This is a genomic window from Variovorax sp. OK212, from assembly GCF_900112425.1.
In the GTDB taxonomy this organism is placed as follows: Bacteria; Pseudomonadota; Gammaproteobacteria; order Burkholderiales; family Burkholderiaceae_C; genus Variovorax.
This window is the reverse complement of sequence record NZ_FOLP01000003.1, coordinates 160312-177323: the sequence shown is the minus strand read 5'-3', so window position 1 is coordinate 177323 and position 17012 is coordinate 160312. Positions and strand designations below refer to the sequence as shown.

21 protein-coding genes are annotated in these 17012 nt (G+C 67.9%); 11 read left to right on the top strand and 10 right to left on the bottom strand.

The window, feature by feature from the left end; translation table 11 throughout:
- Positions 1-6: 6 nt before the first annotated feature.
- A complete protein-coding gene (locus tag BM004_RS11295) occupies positions 7-951 on the bottom strand; it encodes a crotonase/enoyl-CoA hydratase family protein (protein WP_093213293.1) in 945 nt (314 codons plus the stop codon).
- Positions 952-1055: 104 nt separating this feature from the next.
- On the opposite strand from BM004_RS11295, the gene BM004_RS11290 reads away from it, so the two are divergent.
- Positions 1056-1544, top strand: coding sequence for a YcxB family protein (locus BM004_RS11290; RefSeq protein WP_093213291.1), 489 nt, complete (start codon positions 1056-1058; stop codon positions 1542-1544).
- Between the two features lie 67 nt (positions 1545-1611).
- On the opposite strand, the gene BM004_RS11285 is transcribed toward BM004_RS11290, so the two are convergent.
- Together BM004_RS11285 and BM004_RS11280 are read right to left on the bottom strand one after the other, a co-directional pair.
- Positions 1612-3096: a sensor histidine kinase gene (locus BM004_RS11285; protein ID WP_093213289.1), complete on the bottom strand. Its 1485-nt coding sequence runs from the start codon at positions 3094-3096 to the stop codon at positions 1612-1614.
- Positions 3096-3821, bottom strand: a complete 726-nt coding sequence (locus tag BM004_RS11280; protein ID WP_093213287.1) for a response regulator transcription factor — start codon at positions 3819-3821, stop codon at positions 3096-3098. Before BM004_RS11280 ends, BM004_RS11285 begins: the two co-directional genes overlap by 1 nt.
- Positions 3822-3919: 98 nt before the next feature.
- Between BM004_RS11280 and BM004_RS11275 the strand changes: the two genes are divergently transcribed.
- The 4 genes from BM004_RS11275 to msrA all read left to right on the top strand — a co-directional run bounded on the left by BM004_RS11275 (position 3920) and on the right by msrA (position 6634).
- The gene (locus BM004_RS11275) at positions 3920-4603 is read left to right on the top strand and encodes a cytochrome b/b6 domain-containing protein (RefSeq protein ID WP_093213285.1); all 684 of its coding nucleotides are present in this window, start codon (positions 3920-3922) and stop codon (positions 4601-4603) included.
- Between the two features lie 10 nt (positions 4604-4613).
- Positions 4614-5414: a molybdopterin-dependent oxidoreductase gene (locus BM004_RS11270; protein WP_093213283.1), complete on the top strand. Its 801-nt coding sequence runs from the start codon at positions 4614-4616 to the stop codon at positions 5412-5414.
- A 109-nt stretch (positions 5415-5523) separates the two neighbouring features.
- Complete coding sequence (locus tag BM004_RS11265) at positions 5524-5820, top strand: pentapeptide MXKDX repeat protein (protein ID WP_093122496.1); 297 nt, start codon at positions 5524-5526, stop codon at positions 5818-5820.
- A 115-nt stretch (positions 5821-5935) separates the two neighbouring features.
- On the top strand, positions 5936-6634 hold the full coding sequence (msrA, locus tag BM004_RS11260; RefSeq protein ID WP_093213281.1) for a peptide-methionine (S)-S-oxide reductase MsrA: 699 nt from the start codon (positions 5936-5938) through the stop codon (positions 6632-6634).
- A 22-nt stretch (positions 6635-6656) separates the two neighbouring features.
- Here the strand turns inward: msrA and BM004_RS11255 are convergent, their stop codons facing one another.
- Both BM004_RS11255 and BM004_RS11250 read right to left on the bottom strand, forming a co-directional pair.
- Positions 6657-7955, bottom strand: a complete 1299-nt coding sequence (locus tag BM004_RS11255) for an acetyl-CoA hydrolase/transferase family protein (RefSeq protein ID WP_093213279.1) — start codon at positions 7953-7955, stop codon at positions 6657-6659.
- Between the two features lie 8 nt (positions 7956-7963).
- A complete protein-coding gene (locus tag BM004_RS11250; protein WP_093213277.1) occupies positions 7964-8977 on the bottom strand; it encodes a class I fructose-bisphosphate aldolase in 1014 nt (337 codons plus the stop codon).
- A 97-nt stretch (positions 8978-9074) separates the two neighbouring features.
- Between BM004_RS11250 and BM004_RS11245 the strand changes: the two genes are divergently transcribed.
- Positions 9075-9431: a hypothetical protein gene (locus BM004_RS11245; RefSeq protein ID WP_143072426.1), complete on the top strand. Its 357-nt coding sequence runs from the start codon at positions 9075-9077 to the stop codon at positions 9429-9431.
- Positions 9432-9455: 24 nt separating this feature from the next.
- Here the strand turns inward: BM004_RS11245 and BM004_RS11240 are convergent, their stop codons facing one another.
- Entirely contained in the window at positions 9456-10628 is a 1173-nt protein-coding gene (locus BM004_RS11240) for an NAD(P)/FAD-dependent oxidoreductase (RefSeq protein ID WP_093213273.1), read from the bottom strand.
- Positions 10629-10682: 54 nt separating this feature from the next.
- Here BM004_RS11240 and BM004_RS11235 point away from each other — a divergent pair, with 54 nt between their 5' ends.
- On the top strand, positions 10683-11576 hold the full coding sequence (locus BM004_RS11235; protein WP_093213271.1) for a LysR substrate-binding domain-containing protein: 894 nt from the start codon (positions 10683-10685) through the stop codon (positions 11574-11576).
- Here the strand turns inward: BM004_RS11235 and BM004_RS11230 are convergent.
- Positions 11573-12601, bottom strand: a complete 1029-nt coding sequence (locus tag BM004_RS11230) for an aldo/keto reductase (protein WP_093122511.1) — start codon at positions 12599-12601, stop codon at positions 11573-11575. The two genes, BM004_RS11235 and BM004_RS11230, sit on opposite strands and share 4 nt — an antisense overlap.
- Positions 12602-12886: 285 nt before the next feature.
- Between BM004_RS11230 and BM004_RS11225 the strand changes: the two genes are divergently transcribed.
- Both BM004_RS11225 and BM004_RS11220 read left to right on the top strand, forming a co-directional pair.
- Positions 12887-13381: a hypothetical protein gene (locus BM004_RS11225; RefSeq protein WP_093213269.1), complete on the top strand. Its 495-nt coding sequence runs from the start codon at positions 12887-12889 to the stop codon at positions 13379-13381.
- A gap of 25 nt (positions 13382-13406) precedes the next feature.
- Positions 13407-13859 carry a GNAT family N-acetyltransferase gene (locus BM004_RS11220; protein WP_093122516.1) on the top strand — a complete coding sequence of 151 codons (453 nt, stop codon included), beginning with the start codon at positions 13407-13409 and terminating at the stop codon, positions 13857-13859.
- A 229-nt stretch (positions 13860-14088) separates the two neighbouring features.
- Here the strand turns inward: BM004_RS11220 and BM004_RS11215 are convergent, their stop codons facing one another.
- Positions 14089-14544, bottom strand: coding sequence for a helix-turn-helix domain-containing protein (locus BM004_RS11215; protein ID WP_093213267.1), 456 nt, complete (start codon positions 14542-14544; stop codon positions 14089-14091).
- A gap of 91 nt (positions 14545-14635) precedes the next feature.
- Between BM004_RS11215 and BM004_RS11210 the strand changes: the two genes are divergently transcribed.
- Both BM004_RS11210 and BM004_RS11205 read left to right on the top strand, forming a co-directional pair.
- Entirely contained in the window at positions 14636-15493 is an 858-nt protein-coding gene (locus tag BM004_RS11210) for a class I SAM-dependent methyltransferase (RefSeq protein WP_093213265.1), read from the top strand.
- Positions 15490-15996 carry a DUF2938 domain-containing protein gene (locus BM004_RS11205; RefSeq protein WP_093213263.1) on the top strand — a complete coding sequence of 169 codons (507 nt, stop codon included), beginning with the start codon at positions 15490-15492 and terminating at the stop codon, positions 15994-15996. Before BM004_RS11210 ends, BM004_RS11205 begins: the two co-directional genes overlap by 4 nt.
- On the opposite strand, the gene BM004_RS11200 is transcribed toward BM004_RS11205, so the two are convergent.
- Together BM004_RS11200 and BM004_RS11195 are read right to left on the bottom strand one after the other, a co-directional pair.
- On the bottom strand, positions 15971-16279 hold the full coding sequence (locus BM004_RS11200) for a hypothetical protein (RefSeq protein ID WP_093214058.1): 309 nt from the start codon (positions 16277-16279) through the stop codon (positions 15971-15973). The two genes, BM004_RS11205 and BM004_RS11200, sit on opposite strands and share 26 nt — an antisense overlap.
- Before the next feature lie 146 nt (positions 16280-16425).
- Positions 16426-16968 (bottom strand): demethoxyubiquinone hydroxylase family protein, encoded by a 543-nt coding sequence (locus BM004_RS11195; protein WP_093213261.1) that lies wholly within the window; start codon positions 16966-16968, stop codon positions 16426-16428.
- Positions 16969-17012 lie beyond the last annotated feature (44 nt).

The window sequence follows — 17012 nt, the reverse complement described above, 5'->3', positions numbered from 1 at the left end:
AGGCGATCAGCCCGCGGGCGGCACCGCCGCCCGCGCCGCCGCCAGCCTGGCCTCCAGTTCCGCGACGAGCGCCCTCGCCTCGTCGCCCTGCGGAATGTTGCGGCCGCTGTCGCGCCATGCGACAGCGCTCTTGAAGCCTTCGACCTCCGCCTGCCGGCGGAACCACATCCCCTCGGGGTTGTGGCGCGTCACGCCGTCGAACACGGTGGCGAACATCTGGCTCTGCTCCAGCCCCATCGAATGCCACACCTGGTTGACCACCAGCTTGTGCATCATCAGGTGCGAGCGCGGCACGCCCGCGATGCGTTGCGCGAGCTTCAGCGTGGCGTCGTCGAGCTGCTCGGCGGGCACCGAGAAATTCGCCAGCCCCCATTCGGCGGCCTGCGTGCCGTCGATGGTGTCGCCCGTGAACATGAGCTGCTTGGCGCGCAGCGCGCCCAGCCGGTAGGTCCACATGGCGGTGGTCGGGCAGCCCCACACGCGCGTGGGCATGTAGCCGATGCGCGCGTCGTCGGCCATGGCCAGCAGGTCGCAGCACAGCGCGATGTCGCTGCCGCCGGCCACCGCGTAGCCGTGCACCTTGGCGATGGTGGGCTTGTGGCAGCGCCACAGGGCCATGAAGTCGTCGGTGTTGCGCTTCATGGCGGCGTAGTCGAGCATCGGGTCCCAGGGCGTCTTCTCTTGCCGGCAGGGGTGGTCGCCCTTGCCTTCACGGCCATGGCCCTCGGCGTAGTCGCCCAGGTCGTAGCCGGCGCAGAAGGCGCGCCCTGCGCCCTCGACCACGATCACGTGCACCTCGTCGTCGGCTTCGGCCCACTCCACCGCCTTGCGGATCTCGGCCGGCGTGGTCTCGCCGATGGCGTTGAGCTTGTCGGGCCGGTTGAGCACGAGGCGCGCAATGCGCGGGTGCCGCGGGTCCTTGTCGATCAGGACGGTATCGAAGGCGGGCATGTGGCTTGTCTCCTTGCGGCGATGTGCTGGACGGTGATGGGCGATGCTGTCGCGCCGCTCTTGTAGCATCGACCGCCGCACGCACGCAAACCATGGAAGCCCCGATGACCGCGACGTTCCGCATCTCCGAAGACGACTACCTGGCCGCCATGAAGCTCCATGCCAGGCTCACCCCCGCGCGGCTCGCGCTGACGGTCGGGATCGGCCTGCTGCTGGTGCTGGGCGCGGCATTCGGCCCGTCGCTGGTGGAGGCCGCATCCGTCGGCGGGCTGGTCGGCGGCGGCGGCGTGCTGCTGGCCACGCGCTTCATCGTGCTGCCGCTCATGGCGCGGCGCCACTACCGCAAGTACAAGGCGATCCATGAAGAGTTCAACGCCGAGCTGCTGGACCACGGCCTGCGCCTCACGGTGCCCCACTCCGACCACACGATCGTCTGGCAGAACGTGCTCAAGTGGCGCCACGACGACCGCTTCGTGCTGCTCTACCCGATGCCGCGGCTCTTCCACGTCGTGCCGAAGTCGGTGGCAGCCCGGGGCTTCGACCTGAAGGGGCTGCTCGAGCGGTTGAACCGGCACGTCGGGCCACCGGCCTGACTCACCGGATCGGGGCCGCCAGTCTGACTCGCTGGACCGGGGCCACCGGCCCGGCGCCCTCGCCGCTTCAGGCCGTCACGCCGCCCAGCTGGAAGCGGAACACCGCCCCCTTGTCCGGCTGCTGCACCAGCCGGATGTCGCTGCCGTGCAGCTGCAGGATGCGCTTCACGATCACCAGCCCCAACCCGCCGCTGCTCGCGCTGTCGGTGCGCGAGCCGCTCATGAACACCGGCCGCATGAACAGCGCCGGCTGCAGCTCGCCCGGAATGCCGGGGCCGGTGTCGCTCACCTGCACCGTCACGCCCGCGTTCTCGGCGCGCAGCTGCACCACGATCTCGCCGCCCTGGGGCGTGTGGCGGATCGCGTTGTCCAGCAGGTTGGTCAGCACGCGCTCGATCATGCCGAGGTCGGCCGACACCACCGGCAGGCCCGGTGCGATGTCGGGCCTCAGGCGCTGGTGGCGCGCCTCGGCCGCCAGCTCGAACTTCTGGAACACGTCCTGCACGAGGTCGGCCAGCGCGAAGTTCTCCTTCTCGGGCTTGACCACGCCGTATTCGAGCCGCGCCAGCTCGAACACCTCCTGCGCGAGCCGGCCGACCTTGCGGCTCTGGCCCAGCGCAATTTCCAGGTAGCGCCGGCGCTCGGCCTCGTCGAGCGTGCCGGCCTTGAGCAGCAGCGTCTCCAGGTAGCCGTGCAGCGAGGTGAGCGGCGTGCGCAGGTCGTGCGAGATGTTGGCGAACAGCTCGCGGCGCTGCTGGTCCTGCAGCGTGAGCTCGCGCCATTGCTCGGCGATGCGCCGCGTCATCTGCGTGAAGGCCTGGCCGAGCTGCGCGATCTCGTCGCCGCCCTGCGAGAGCCGCGCCAGCGTGGGCGCTTCGCTTTCGAGCGAGGCGATGCCGTCGGTCTCGAAGCGCTTCACCGCCGCGGTGAGCTCGCGCAGCGGCCGCGTGATGAGGCGAAAGGCCGCCAGCCCCGCCAGCAGCCCCAGCAGCGCCACCAGCCCCATCGACCACAGCGTGGTGCGCAGCACGTTGTCGGCCGCCACGTTGGCGACCAGCGCGTCGTGGTCTTCGCCCTGCAGCACCACGTACACGTAGCCCGCATCGCGACCGCCCATGCGCAACGGCGCGGCGCTGAACACCTTGGAGCCGCCCGCGCTGCGCGGGTCGTCGCCCGCGATGGGCAGCGCGCCGCCCGACAACAGCCGGCGAATCGGCTCCAGCGCGACCCTGTCGCGCTTCAGGTGCCCCGGCGGCGCGGCCTGCGCCTCGATGCGGCCGTCCAGCCCCAGCAGGTAGACCTCCACGCTGGGGTTGACGGCCATGAGCTTGTCGAACAGGTCCTTCACGGCGTCCTGGTTCAGGCCGCCCGGCTTCATGAGTTCGGCGTTCTCGGCGATGTGCGCCGCCAGCCCGCCCGACAGCCGCTGGATCACCTCCTGCTCGTGCATGCCGTTGGAGCGCACCTGCAGCCACACCGAGGCGCCGCAGCACACCAGCAGCAGCACTGCGAACACGGCCGACAGCCGCCGCGACAGCGTGGCCCAGGCCATCACGATGCGTCCTCCCCCGTGGCGGTGGCCGACAGCTTGTACCCGCGCCCCCACACAGTGAGGATGCGCCGCGGCTCGGCCGGGTCGGCCTCGACCTTGGTGCGCAGCCGGTTGATGTGCGTGTTCACCGTGTGCTCGTAGCCGTCGTGCTGGTAGCCCCAGACCTGGTTGAGCAGGTCGAGCCGCGAGAACACCTTGCCGGGGTTGCGCGCAAAGAAGTACAGCAGGTCGAACTCGCGCGGCGTGAGCTCGATGAGCTTGCCGTCCACGCGCACCTCGCGCGCCAGCGGCTCGATGTCCAGGTTGCCCAGCGTCAGGCTGCCCGACTCCATGCGCGCATTGCGCGCCAGCGCGTCGGTGCGCCGCAGCAGCGCCTTCACGCGCGCCACCAGCTCCAGCACCGAGAAGGGCTTGGCCAGGTAGTCGTCGGCGCCCAGCTCCAGGCCCAGGATGCGGTGCACCTCGCTCGAGCGGGCGCTGATGATGATGATCGGCGTGTAGCGCGTCATGGCGCGGGCGCGCCGGCAGATCTCCAGGCCGTCGATGCCGGGCAGCATCAGGTCGAGCACCAGCGCGTCCCAGTTGCCGCGCTCCAGCTCGCGCAGGCCGGCGTGGCCGTCGGCGGCGTGCTCGACCGCGTAGCCCTCGTCGCGCAGGTGCATGCGCAGAAGTTCGGCAATGTGGGCGTCGTCCTCGACGATCAGCACGCGCTTGGCAATGTCCATGGGGCGCCATTCTCCCGCGATCCGGCCCGGGGAGTTATCACGATTAATTGAACTTTGCGTGATGAATCGGCCATGGGGTACGCCCAACAATCCGGCCCATGAACAGCACCGCCATCGCCCCGCTGGAAGCGCCCGAAGCCTCGGAAGCCCCGGCCTCGGCACCCGACCCCCGGCCCATCCACCCGCTGTGGATGCGCATCACGCATTGGCTCAATGCGCTGGCCGTGCTGGTGCTGGTCACGAGCGGCTGGCGCATCTACGACGCCTCGCCGTTCTTCCCGTTCACCATTCCGACGGTCATCACGCTCGGCGGCTGGCTCGGCGGCGCGCTGCAGTGGCACTTTGCGGCCATGTGGCTGCTGGTGTTCAACGGCTTCGTGTACCTGGCCATGAACATTGCCAGCGGCCGGCTGGCGCACAAGTTCTTCCCGGTGACGCCGGCGGGCATCTGGCACGACCTGCTGGCCGCGCTCAAGGGCAAGCTCTCGCATGCCGACCCGCGCCACTACAACAGCGTGCAGAAGCTGGCCTACCTGTTCGTGATGCTCGACCTGATCGTCATCGTGCTGTCGGGCCTGGTGCTGTGGAAGTCGGTGCAGTTCGCCGTGCTGCGCGACCTGCTGGGCGGCTACGAGTTCGCGCGCCGCATCCACTTCTTCGCGATGGCGGCCATCGTCGCCTTCGTCGCCGTGCACCTCGTGATGGTGGCGCTGGTGCCCCGCACGCTCCTCACCATGCTCCGCGGCCGTGCATCAGGCAAGCCAGCGAACCCAGGCAAGTGACCCAGCAATCATGAAGATCTTCAAAGCCCCCACCCTCGCCCGCGTCACCGGCATCGACGGCGACGCCGTGCTGCACGAAGCCCGCACGCTGATCGCGAAGAAGCTCGACCAGCCTTCGCGCCGCGCCTTCATGCAGCGCTCGCTCACGCTCGGCGGCCTGTCGCTGCTCACGGGCTGCAGCATCAGCGACAACACGCAGGTGGAAGCCGCGCTCACCAAAATCTCGCGCTTCAACGACAAGGTGCAGGGCCTGATCTTCAGCCCCACGCAGCTGGCGCCGACCTACACCGAGGCCGAGATCACCCGCCCCTTCCCCTTCAACGCCTACTACGGCGAGAACGAGGTGCGCGAGGTCGACGAGGCCAGCTACAAGCTCGAAGTGACCGGCATGGTCGCCGACAGGCACGCCTGGACGCTGGCCGAGCTGCGCGCCATGCCGCAGCACGACCAGATCACGCGGCACATCTGCGTGGAAGGCTGGAGCGCCATCGGCAAGTGGGGCGGCGTGCGCTTTGCCGACTTCCTGCGCCACATCGGCGCGGACACCACGGCCAAGTACGTCGGCTTCAAGTGCGCGGACGACTACTACACCAGCATCGACATGCCCACCGCGCTGCACCCGCAGACGCTGCTCACCCTCAGCTACGACGGCCAGCCGCTGCCGCCCAAGTACGGCTTCCCGATGAAGCTGCGCATGCCGACCAAGCTTGGCTACAAGAACCCGAAGCACATCAAGGCGATGTTCGTCACCAACACCTATTCCGGTGGCTACTGGGAAGACCAGGGCTACAACTGGTTCGGAGGGAGCTGAGGGGCCGGTGAAGCCACTCGACTGCCGAAGAAAGCGCGAGGCCGAGTTCAGGTTCACTGTAACCAGGCCGATCTTTGAAACGAAATCCAAACACACCCAAGGAATTCAAATGAACAAGCTCACCGCCACCCTGCTCGCTACCTGCATGGCCTTTGCCGGCGCCTCGGCCTTCGCCGCGGACGAAATGGCCAAGGACTCGATGTCCAAGGACAGCATGGCCAAGGACTCCATGTCCAAGGACGGCATGAAGAAAGACTCCATGGCCAAGGATTCGATGGCCAAGGACTCCATGTCCAAGGACGGCATGAAGAAGGACTCCATGGCCAAGGACTCGATGGCGAAGGACTCCATGTCCAAGGACGCCATGAAGAAGGACAGCATGGGCAAGGACGAAATGAAGAAGTAAGCCAGGCAACAAGCACCACGGCAATTGCCATTGACGCCCGGCGGATTCGGCGTCAATGTCTTGCCACCCTTCCGAGCTCCGCCACCTGCCGAACCGTCTGCCTCAAGGAAACCCCATGAAATCCCTCGCACTCACTGCCAGCACGCTGGCTGCCGCCGCCCTGGTGTGGCATGCGGTGCCGTCGTTTGCCGAAACCGCCCGCCGCGTGCCTGCGCCCACGGCCGACCTGGTGGCGCCCACCGCCAAGACCGAAACCGCCGTGTTCGCCGGCGGCTGCTTCTGGGGCGTGCAGGGCGTGTTCCAGCGCGTCAAGGGCGTGAGCAATGCCGTGTCGGGCTATGCCGGCGGCGACGCCAGGACGGCGCGCTACGACGAGGTGGGTTCGGGCCGCACCGGCCATGCCGAGTCGGTGCGTATCACCTACGACCCGCAGCAGGTCAGCTACGGCAAGCTGCTGCAGATCTATTTCTCGGTCGCGCATGACCCAACCGAACTGAACCGCCAGGGCCCCGACAGCGGCACGCAGTACCGCTCCACCGTGTTCGCCGAGAACGCCGAGCAGGCGCGCATCGCCACCGCCTACATCGCACAACTGAACCAGGCCAAGACCTTCGGCAAGCCGCTGGCCACCACGGTCGAGATGTCCAAGCCCTTCTTCGCGGCCGAGGACTACCACCAGGACTACCTGACGCTGCATCCGAGCCAGCCCTACATCGCGATCAACGACATGCCGAAGATCGACGACCTGAAGAAGCTGTTCCCTGAGGCCTACAAGGCGACGCCCTCGCTGGTGAAGGCGGCCAAGGCGGGTTGATCCACCGGTTGACGCAGCAGGCCTACAGCAACTTCGCCCGCTTCGCCTGCTCCGCCAGCTCCGCCCGGAAATCCGGGTGCGCGATGCCGATCAGCTCGCGCGCGCGCTGCTTGGCCGACTTGCCGCGCAACTGCGCGACGCCGTACTCGGTCACCACGTAGTTGATGTCGTTCTTGCTCGTGCTCAGGTGCGTGCCGGGCGACAGCGAGGGCACGATGCGCGAGATGGTGTCGCCCTTGGCCGTGGAAGGCAGCACGATGAAGGCCTTGCCGCCGCGCGAACGGTTGGCCGCGCGCACGAAGTCCGATTGCCCGCCCGTGCCCGAATACGGCGCATGGCCCAGGCTCTCCGAGCCGCACTGGCCCAGCAGGTCGATCTGCATCGTCGCGTTGATGGCCACGAGGTTGTCGTTCAGCCCCGCCAGCGCCGGGTCGTTGGTGAAGTTGACCGGGTGCATCTCCAGCGCCGGGTTGCGGTCCATGAAGCGGTAGAGCTTGTTCGACCCCAGCGCGAAGGTGGCGACCGACTTGCCCGGCAGGTAGTTCTTGCGCCGGTTGGTGACCGCGCCGCTCTCCACCAGCGTGAGGATGCCGTCGCCGATCATCTCGGTGTGGATGCCCAGGTCCTGCTTGCCCGTGAGCTGCATGACCACCGCGTCGGGAATGCCGCCATAGCCGATCTGCAGCGTCGAGCCGTCGTCGATCAGCTCGGCCACATGCTTGCCGATGGCTTGCTGCACGGGGCCGATCTTCGGCAGGCCGACCTCCATGACTGGCGCGTCGCTCTCGACCAGCGCGGCCACCTGCGAGATGTGCACATGGCAGGCGCCGTAGGCGAAGGGCACGTTCGGGTTCACCTCGAGCACCACGGCGCGCGCCTTGGCGATGGCGGCCATGGTGTAGTCGGCGCCCAGGCTCACGGCGAAGTAGCCGTGCGCGTCCATCGGCGAGGCCATGCTGAACACCACCTCGGCCGGGATCTGCCCGCGCTCGATCTGCGCCGGGATCTCGGAAAAGTAGTTGGGCAAAAAGTCGATCCAGCCCTCCTGCCCGCCCGCGCGCGTGGCACCGCCGAAGAACAACGCGACGTGGCGCACATGCTCGAGCGTCTCAGGGTCGATGTAGGCGTACTTGCGCATCGCCAGGATCTGCGCGACCTTCACGTCGCGGAAATCGCGGCGCTGCTCCGACAGCGCGGTGAGCAGCGTGGGCGGCTCGCCGACGCCGGTAGGCACGACGATCATGTCGCCGTTGTGCACCTGGCGCACGGCATCGGCGGGAGATGCCAGCTTCTGGCGGTACAGGTCCTGGGGGGTCGTCATGCGCGTGTCTATGCCTCTTCCTTGTAGTTGCCGCGGCGCGCGGCCTGGTTGGAGCGGGTGCGAAGCACCAGCGCCTGCTGGGCGACCGCCACGTTGGCACCGTCGCCCTTCCATGCATCGAGCGCGGGCTGCTGCACCGCGCGGGAGAACGAGAAGGTCAAGGCCCACGGCATGCGCGACTTGAACCGGACGTTCATTTCGTTCAGGCGGGCCGACGCCAGGTGCGCCGCCTGGCCGCCGGAGAGAAACGCCACGCCGGGCACGGCGGCAGGCACGGTGCGCAGCAGGCAGCCGACCGTGGCCTCGGCCACCGCCTCGACCGAATCCTGCGTGGCGGCCTTCTGCCCCGGCAGCACCATGTTCGGCTTCAGCAGCATGCCTTCGAGCAGCACGCCCTGCGCGCGCAGCTCGGCGAAGGTCCGGTGCAGCACTTCTTCGGTGACTTCGGCGCAGCGCGCGAGCGAATGGTCGCCGTCCATCAGCACCTCGGGCTCGACGATGGGCACGATGCCGGCCTCCTGGCACAGCGCGGCGTAGCGTGCGAGCGCATGCGCGTTGACGCGGATGCAGGCGCGGGTCGGCAGGCCCTTGTCGATGGCGATCACGCCGCGCCACTTGGCAAAGCGCGCGCCCATGCCGGCGTATTCGGCGAGGCGCTCGCGCAGGCCGTCGAGGCCTTCGGTGACGGTCTCGCCCGGGTGGCCGGCCAGCGGCTTCGCACCGGTGTCGACCTTGATGCCCGGAATGATCCCCACGCCGGCCAGCGCCTTGGCAAACGGCGCGCCCGCGTTGGTCTTCTGGCGGATCGTTTCGTCGAACAGGATCGCGCCGCTGATGCTGTCGGCCAGGCCCGGTGCCGTGACGATCAGCTCGCGCCAGTCGCGCCGCGCCGCCTCGGTCTGCGGGATGCCCAGCACCGCGAAGCGCTTGTTGCAGGTGGCGTTGCTCTCGTCCATGGCGAGCAGGCCCTTGTCCCCGGCGACCAGCGCGCGGGCGGTATCGATGAGTGTCTGTGCGGTCATGGTTGGGTGCGCCTCTCTGGCGAAGATCGTACGCCCTCTCCCACGCACCGCCTAGCCAATGCCCCGGGGGCGAACCGGCGTGCCGTATCGTCGGCGCATGTGGTCGATCCTTCTCGTTCCGGCTTGCGTCGTGCTCGGCATCGGCGCGTGCATCTACGCCTTGGCGCGCCGCGCGGGCGGGCAGCGCGTGCTCTCGGCGATCGCGGCGCTCGTGCTCTCGCCGCTCGTCACTTATGCAGGCGGATCGGCCGCCATCGAATGCGACAGCTCCCTGTACCTCAAGCGCGAACTGCGCAAGCGGCTGAGCCCGGCGGAGTTCGCGGCGCGCAAGCCGGACCGGTGGCTTTGCCCTACCGGCTACACCTTTGCGCGCAACGGCAAGCCGGAATCGGCGTTCGCCGTGTTCGGGCTGTTCCGGACCAAGATCTTCCATGGAGACGAGAACTCGCCTTAGCCACCGGGCGCGTCGCCGGCGCTGTCAGATCACGTTCTTCTCGAGCAGCGGCCGGTTCTCCAGGATGCGCGTGAAAGACACCGGCGACAGGTCGAGGCTGCGGTAGGCGCCGTAGCGGATCAGCTCCGCAATGCCGCGCCCCGCCGCCGGGCACTGCTGCAGGCCATGGCCCGAGAAGCCGTTCGCAAAGTAGAGGTTGTCGCAGTTTGGGTGCAGGCCGAGGATGGCGTTGTGGTCGAACACGTTCATCTCGTAGTAGCCGGCCCACGCCCCCGTCATGCGGACGGCCTCGAAGGCCGGCACGCGCTCGGCCAACGACGGCCAGATCAGGCGCTCGAAGGCTTCGTATTCCACGTCGAGCGGCATGTCGTCCGGGTCCTGGTCTGCGGGCGGCGCGAAGCCGCAGATGAACTGGCGGCCCTCGGGCCGCAGCCAGATGCCGGAGGTGTCGATCACCAGCGGGCAGCCGGGCAGCGTGTCGGGGCACGAGAAGCTGAACACGCTGCGGCGGCGGCCGCGCACCGGCAGGTCGATGGCGGCCCATTCCGCCACCTTCGCGGCCCAGGCGCCCGCGGCGTTGACGACAACGTCTGCATCCAGGACCTGACCATCGTCGAGCTGAACACCCGTCACGTTGCGAGTATTGCGGCGCAAGCCGGTCGCATGCGCCTGCACGTAGTGCGCGCCCTGCGACGCCGCTTTCTTGCGAAAGGCCTGCAGCAGCCTGTAGCCGTCGTACCAGCCCTCGCCCGACAGCCCCAGCGAGGCAAGCGCCACGCCTTCGGTGGATATCCATGGAAAGCGCGCCTTCAGTTCATCGGGTGCCATCAGCGCCACGTCGACCGCGTGCGCCTTCTGCATCGCATGGTTCTCGCGCAGCACCTGCTCGCCCGCCGGCGAGGCCAGGTAGAGATAGCCGGGCTCGACCAGCCCGATGTCGGGCACGTCGCTTCCCACGCGCAGCGTCTCGCCCAGCGTGCGGAAAAAGCCGATGCCGTAGAGCGACATCTCGATGTTGATGGCGGTGGAAAACTGCTGGCGGATCGAGCTGGCCGACAGTGCCGACGACGCCTGCCGGTAAGAGAAGTCGCGCTCGACCACCGTGACCTCGAAGGGCTCTTCCTCCGGGTCGCGGGTCAGGAAATACGCGATGGCCGAACCGATGGCCCCGCCCCCGATGATCACCACACGACGCATGAATTGCCTTTCTTGTCGTGCATCCGCCCGCACGCAGCTTGCAGAATAGCGCCGATGAGAAAAGACATTCCCAACCTCGGCGCGCTGCAGGCCTTCGAGGCCTCGGCGCGGCTGGGGAGCTTCACTCGCGCGGCGAGCGAGCTGGCGCTGACGCAGAGCGCCGTCGGCCGGCAGGTGGCCGCGCTCGAGCAGCGGCTGGGCGTGCCGCTGTTCTCGCGCGTGCGCAAGCGCCTCACGCTCACCGACGTGGGCCGCGAGTACGCGGCGCGCATTCGCCACCACCTCGACCAGATCCGCCGCGACACGCTGGAGATCAGCGCCGGGCATGAGATGGGCTTTGTGCTCGAACTGGCCGTGGTGCCGACCTTTGCCACGCAATGGCTGATACCGCGGCTGCCGGAGTTCAGCCGGCTGCATCCGAACATCACCGTCAACCTGTCGGCGCGCTCGCAGCCCTTCTCGTTCCAGGAGAACGCCTACGACGCGGCCATCTACTTCGGCGACCAGTTCTGGCCCAACACGCGCGGCGGCTTGATCTTTTCCGAAGGCGAGATGGTGCCCATCTGCAGCCCGGCGTTTCGCGACGCGCACGGCCCGTGGGACGAAGCGAGCTTCGCGCGCTGCCGCCACGTGCACCTGAGCACGCGCGCGCATGCGTGGCGCGACTGGTATGCGCAGCAGGGCTGGGAGTACACGGTGCACGCCTCGCGCGGACCGCGCTACGAGCTCTTCACCATGGTGGTGGCGGCCACGGCGGCCGGCATGGGCGTGGGCCTGGCCCCGCGCATCCTGATCGCGCAGGAACTGCGCACCGGCGAGCTCGTGATTCCGGTCGACCGGCACCTCGACGTGCGCCAGGGCTACTACTTCGCCTACCCCGAAGGCCGGCCGGCCTCCGGGGCGCTGGAAGACTTCAAGCGCTGGGTGCTGGGGCTCACGCCGGCTTAGACCGGATTCGGGTTGCGCTCCAGAAAGCCCTGCTGGTGCCAGTAGGGGTAGGCGCGCGTCGTGGCGCTGGCCGCGTCGAGCTCGGCGACCTGCGCGGGCGTGAGGTTCCAGCCCACCGCGCCCAGGTTCTGCCGCAGCTGCGCCTCGTCGCGCGCGCCCACCACCACGCTCGACACCGTCGGGCGTTGCAGCAGCCAGTTCAGCGCGACCTGCGGCACCGTCTTGCCGACTTCGGCGCCCACTTTTTCCAACGCCTCGACCACGCGGTACAGCAGCTCGTCGGGCACCGGCGGGCCCATGTCGGCCGTCACGTGCAGGCGGCTGTTGGCCGGCAGCGGCTGGCCGCGGCGGATCTTGCCCGTGAGGCGGCCCCAGCCCAGCGGGCTCCACACCACGGCGCCCACGCCCTGGTCCTGCGCGAGCGGCATCAGCTCCCATTCGTAGTCGCGCCCCACCAGCGAGTAATAGGCCTGGTGCGCCACGTAGCGCGCATAGCCGTAGCGCTGCGACACCGCCAGCGACTTCATCAGGTGCCAGCCCGAGAAGTTCGACACGCCGATGTAGCGCAGCTTGCCCGCGCGCACGAGGTCGTCGAGCGTGGACAGCGTTTCTTCCACCGGCGTGCTCGCATCGAAGCCGTGCAGCTGGAACAGGTCGATGTAGTCCGTGCCCAGGCGCTTGAGCGCCGCATCGACCGCCGCCACCAGGTGATGGCGCGACGACCCCACTTCGTTCTCGCCCTTGCCGCTGCGAAAGGTGGCCTTGGTGGAGATCAGCAACTGGTCGCGCGCCCGGCCCTTGATGGCTTCGCCCAGTACCGACTCGGCCGCGCCGGCCGAATAGATGTCGGCGCTGTCGAACATGTTGACGCCCGCGTCGAGGCAGATGTCGATGAGCTTGCGAGCCTCGGCCACGTCGGTGCTGCCCCATGCGCTGAAGAACTCGCCCTTGCCGCCGAAGGTGCCCGTGCCGAAGCTCAGCACGGGGACCTTGAGGCCCGATTTGCCCAGATGACGGTATTCCAAAGTGCTACTCCTTCGCGCGTGCGGATTCAAGAAATCGGCAGGCCGACCGGCCTGCCGTTGAAGGGCATTGTTGGGCGAAGGAGGGAACCTTGTGCGCGGGTGGGCTTTGCGCGAGAGCACCGAGCACTTCGGGCTTGGCTCCGAATTCCCTGCGATAGCATGCGCCGGGAGGTCGTGCCGAGGCAGCCAAGCCACTGCCACAACGCAAGAGCTGAACAGACGAACAACCACGCGAGGAGATCCGATGAAAGCACGGAGCGAATCTGGAATCTTCCCGTCCATGCCATGAGCAGAGCCGGCATCCTTCGGGTAGCGCTGGCTGCCGCAGCGGTCATCGTCCCCGCTCATGCGGCCGACAAGCGATACCCGGTCGATTCCATCAAGCAGATCGACATCGTCGACCCCTCCAGCGGGTCTGCCTGGGAGAACAAGAACTTCCTGGATTGCGCCGATGTCGTGCTGACCGAGGACGACGTGCGCTATGCCCTGCGGCACATGCGCAAGGTCTCGAAGAAATCCTATTTCAGCGAGGACGCGCAGAGAACGGGTTGCTCAGGTGGTGCGTCCGTCACGTTCAAGAATGGCAAGACCATCGTTGTCGGGATCGAACCTACGGGGCGAATCAATGTCTTCGAGTCGACTGCAAAACTCGATCCCATCGCTGGCACAGAGAGCTTCTACGACTGTGAACCTTGCAATACCCGCAAGATGGCACTCTTGAAGGACGCACTGGAGCGTGCGACCGACCGACGGCTCAGGTCCGCCCGACCCGTCGATTGATCGACGGCCCGGATAGCATCGACCGATGCAGATTTCCCTCGAAAGCCCCGACCAACCCGACGTCGTCCAACTCATCGACGACCTCGACGCGTACCAGAAGCCGCTGTACCCGCCAGAGAGCCACCACGGCATCGACATCGCGGCGCTGTCGGCCGCGAACGTGCTGTTCGCGGTAGCGCGCGACCTTGAAGGCAAGGCCGTTGGCTGCGGCGCCATCGTCGTCGGCCCCGAGTTCGGCGAACTCAAACGCATGTTCGTGCGGCCCGAGAACCGCGGACAAGGCATTGCGGCGAAGGTGCTGGGTTTTCTCGAGCACGAAGCGAAGGCGAAGGGCTGCATGACGTTCATGCTGGAGACAGGACCTAGCCAGCCCGAGGCCATCTCGCTCTATGCACGCGCGGGCTACGAACGCCGCGGGCCGTTCGGCGGGTACGGGCCCGACCCGTTCAGCGTCTTCATGCAGAAGACGCCGGTGTGAACTGCGCTTGATGCGCAACGCTGTGCGGACTTGGTTCCGGACGCGTGCACAGAACACCGGGTGCTCGCCGATCAACGACCGCACCTGACAACGAGCACGTCGATGGCGGGTCCTGTTTCGCGAAATAAAGGAGGAGGCCGCAGGCCGGGGGACATTCGCGAAACAGGGCCCGCCGTCGGCGGGATCGCACCCCGGGCGCAACCCGCCACCCTGGCCAGCCGTCATTCCGTCAGCCTTTTGGCGGCTTCGGTGGCTTCGGCACCCTCGGCGCTTTCTTCTCCGACTTCACCTTCGCCCCAGCCTCCGCGGCCCGCAGGATGCGCCTGAACTTCGGGCACTCCATATGGCTGGGCGCGGAACACACGGCGGCATGCCGCAGCCCGTCGCGCATCACGCTCAGGTTGCGGATGGTCCGGTCGAGCTCGTCGGCCTTGGCCGTGAGCATCAGCCGGTCGATGCGCGGCTGGCCGTCGGTGCCGAACATGCGCGCGATCTCGTCCAGCGAGAACCCCGCGGTGCGGCCCAGCGCGATCAGCGCCAGCCGCTCGAGCACGCCGATGTCGAACAGGCGGCGCAGGCCGCGCCGCCCGGTCGAGGCGATCAGCCCCTTTTCTTCGTAATACCGCAGCGCCGAAGCCGGCACGCCGGAACGCTGCGCCACCTCGCTGATGTCCAGATGCATCACTCTTTGGCCCCTCCCCTCTTGACCTCAAGTCGGCTTGAGCTCGCATAGTGCGGTTTCCGCCTCGCGAAGGCAAGCCAAAGGAAACGAAATCATGGAAACCACCCAGTCCACGGGCAACGAGCAGGCACGGCTGTGGAACGGCTCATCGGGCCACGCATGGGTCGATGCGCAGGCCTCGCTCGACCGCCTCTTCAAACCCTTCGAAGACCTGCTGGTCGACGCAGCCCGTGCCGCGGGCGCGCGCCGCGTGCTCGACGTGGGTTGCGGCACCGGCGGCACCACGCTCGCCGTGGCGCAGCAGCTCGGTACCGCAAGCCACTGCAGCGGCATCGACATCTCGCAGCCCATGATCGCCACCGCGCGCACGCGCGCCGAGCGGCAAGGCATGCCCACCACCTTCGTCTGCGCCGACGCGCAGACCCACACGTTTGCGCCCGGCAGCTTCGACCTGCTCGTCTCGCGCTTCGGCGTGATGTTCTTCGACGACCCAGTGAGCGCGTTCACCAACCTGCACCGCGCCGCGGCGCGTGACGCGTCGCTGCGGTTCATCGCCTGGCGCAGCGCCGCGGAGAACCCTTTCATGACTACCGCCGAGCGCGCCGCGGCACCGCTGCTGCCGAACCTTCCCGCGCGCAAGCCGGGGGCGCCGGGGCAGTTCGCCTTTGCCGACCGCGCACACGTCCAGGCCGTGCTGCAACAAAGCGGCTGGCACGGCATCGCCATCGAGCCGATCGATGTGCCCTGCACGCTGCCCGAGAAAGACCTGCTCGGCTACCTGAGCCGGATGGGGCCCGTCGGTTCGGCGCTGTCGCAGGCCGACGAACGAACCCGCGCGCAAGTCATCGACACCGTGCGCGCCGCGTTCGAACCCTTCGTACACGGCGATGAAGTCCGCCTGGTGGCCGCGTGCTGGTCGATCGGTGCCCGCGCCGAAGGGGTTGCCGCATGACCGCTGCAACCGACTGGCTCGCCCACGCGCTCGCCATCGGCGCGGGCGCAACGGTGGTGATGGACATATGGGCCGTGGTGCGAAAGCGCCTGCTCGGCATTCCCGCGCTGGACTACGCGTTGGTCGGCCGCTGGCTCGTCCACCTCACGCGCGGACGCTTGCGCCACAACCCCATCGCCGCGACGCCGCCCGTGCGCAACGAGCGGCTCATCGGATGGACGGCCCACTACGCCATCGGCATCGCATTCGCCGCCGTGCTGCTCGCCGTCTGGGGCATGGCGTGGGCAAGCAACCCCACGCTCGGCCCCGCGCTGATCGTCGGCATCGCCGGCGTGGCCGCGCCCTTCTTCGTGCTGCAGCCGGGCATGGGTGCAGGCATCGCGGCCAGCCGCACGCCGCGGCCGGCCATGGCGCGCATGCACAGCCTGGTCACGCATGCCGTGTTCGGGGTGGGCCTTTATGCGACCGGCCGGGCCGTCAGTTGGCTGGGGATGCTTCTGTAGTTCGCGCGTTGAGTTCGGCGCGCATCGATTGAAGCGTCGCGTCGATCACGGCGAGCCGGCGGCTCATTTCCAAGTTCACCATGCCGACCAATGCAGCGAGCTCGGTGCGGGTCGGATGGACTTGTTCGGTGTCGCCCAACTCGGCCGGCTCGATGAGCTTTTCGAGGCATGCGTAGGCGGACAACACTTCGCGCAAGCTGTCGGCCTCGTCGCAGGCCTGGATGGCGAGAGATTCGGCAAGGCCGGTATCGAAGGGAGCGGGCGAGCAGGCAGAAGCAGCCATGAATGGCCTCCGTTGAGTCATCCAGAGGTGCTTCGAGACGCCAATCCCGAGCACGCCGAGCTTCGGCGTGCGGGTGGCAGTGTAGCGCTCGGCAAGAGCCAAGAGACCGACACCAGCGCTGGCAGGCCGCGCGCCGCGCACAACACTCAGAGCCGCATCCCCAACCAGATCACCGACTCCGTCGACGCCGCAACCACAGGCCCGAGCAGCTTCGACCACACATGGTCCGTGCGCACATGCGACGCGGACTGGTCGTGGTGCAGCTGCTCCTCTTCGACGATCTGCGAGATCACCCGGACCGCCGCCTCGTCCTGCCCGGCGAGCGTGTGCAGCTGTTCCTTCAAGTGTCCAAGCACCACGCGCTCGACCGCGACGGTCGTTGCGGAAATGGCGTGCCGGCCCAGCAAACCGGTCACGCACCCGAGCACCCATCCACCGATCCCGCACAGCCAATAGCTGCGGCATCGGCGAACGCCGCGACGCTGCAACTCGGCCGCGAACAGCGCCCTGTGCTTCTCCTCGTGCGACTTGAACTCGCGCAATTCAGCCACCAGCGACGGCGCGGTCCAACGCGCCATGAAGATCTGTGCCCGGTAGATGTTCACGGCGCCCTGCTCGCCCGCGTGGTCGACTTTCAGGATGCGTCCGCCCAGGACCGACGCTGCGTCCAGCTTCTTTTTCTCGCCCATCTCACACCCTCCTGTTTGCGGTGGATTTTGACGAAGCAGCCACA

Excerpts from the sequence above, each read along its gene's own strand:
- BM004_RS11295 (WP_093213293.1), bottom strand. The coding sequence starts at position 951 with ATGCCCGCCTTCGATACCGTCCTGATCGACAAGGACCCGCGGCACCCG.
- BM004_RS11290 (WP_093213291.1), top strand. The coding sequence starts at position 1,056 with ATGACCGCGACGTTCCGCATCTCCGAAGACGACTACCTGGCCGCCATG.
- BM004_RS11285 (WP_093213289.1), bottom strand. The coding sequence starts at position 3,096 with ATGGCCTGGGCCACGCTGTCGCGGCGGCTGTCGGCCGTGTTCGCAGTG.
- BM004_RS11280 (WP_093213287.1), bottom strand. The coding sequence starts at position 3,821 with ATGGACATTGCCAAGCGCGTGCTGATCGTCGAGGACGACGCCCACATT.
- BM004_RS11275 (WP_093213285.1), top strand. The coding sequence starts at position 3,920 with ATGAACAGCACCGCCATCGCCCCGCTGGAAGCGCCCGAAGCCTCGGAA.
- BM004_RS11270 (WP_093213283.1), top strand. The coding sequence starts at position 4,614 with ATGAAGATCTTCAAAGCCCCCACCCTCGCCCGCGTCACCGGCATCGAC.
- BM004_RS11265 (WP_093122496.1), top strand. The coding sequence starts at position 5,524 with ATGAACAAGCTCACCGCCACCCTGCTCGCTACCTGCATGGCCTTTGCC.
- msrA (WP_093213281.1), top strand. The coding sequence starts at position 5,936 with ATGAAATCCCTCGCACTCACTGCCAGCACGCTGGCTGCCGCCGCCCTG.
- BM004_RS11255 (WP_093213279.1), bottom strand. The coding sequence starts at position 7,955 with ATGACGACCCCCCAGGACCTGTACCGCCAGAAGCTGGCATCTCCCGCC.
- BM004_RS11250 (WP_093213277.1), bottom strand. The coding sequence starts at position 8,977 with ATGACCGCACAGACACTCATCGATACCGCCCGCGCGCTGGTCGCCGGG.
- BM004_RS11245 (WP_143072426.1), top strand. The coding sequence starts at position 9,075 with ATGTGGTCGATCCTTCTCGTTCCGGCTTGCGTCGTGCTCGGCATCGGC.
- BM004_RS11240 (WP_093213273.1), bottom strand. The coding sequence starts at position 10,628 with ATGCGTCGTGTGGTGATCATCGGGGGCGGGGCCATCGGTTCGGCCATC.
- BM004_RS11235 (WP_093213271.1), top strand. The coding sequence starts at position 10,683 with ATGAGAAAAGACATTCCCAACCTCGGCGCGCTGCAGGCCTTCGAGGCC.
- BM004_RS11225 (WP_093213269.1), top strand. The coding sequence starts at position 12,887 with ATGAGCAGAGCCGGCATCCTTCGGGTAGCGCTGGCTGCCGCAGCGGTC.
- BM004_RS11220 (WP_093122516.1), top strand. The coding sequence starts at position 13,407 with ATGCAGATTTCCCTCGAAAGCCCCGACCAACCCGACGTCGTCCAACTC.
- BM004_RS11210 (WP_093213265.1), top strand. The coding sequence starts at position 14,636 with ATGGAAACCACCCAGTCCACGGGCAACGAGCAGGCACGGCTGTGGAAC.
- BM004_RS11205 (WP_093213263.1), top strand. The coding sequence starts at position 15,490 with ATGACCGCTGCAACCGACTGGCTCGCCCACGCGCTCGCCATCGGCGCG.
- BM004_RS11200 (WP_093214058.1), bottom strand. The coding sequence starts at position 16,279 with ATGGCTGCTTCTGCCTGCTCGCCCGCTCCCTTCGATACCGGCCTTGCC.
- BM004_RS11195 (WP_093213261.1), bottom strand. The coding sequence starts at position 16,968 with ATGGGCGAGAAAAAGAAGCTGGACGCAGCGTCGGTCCTGGGCGGACGC.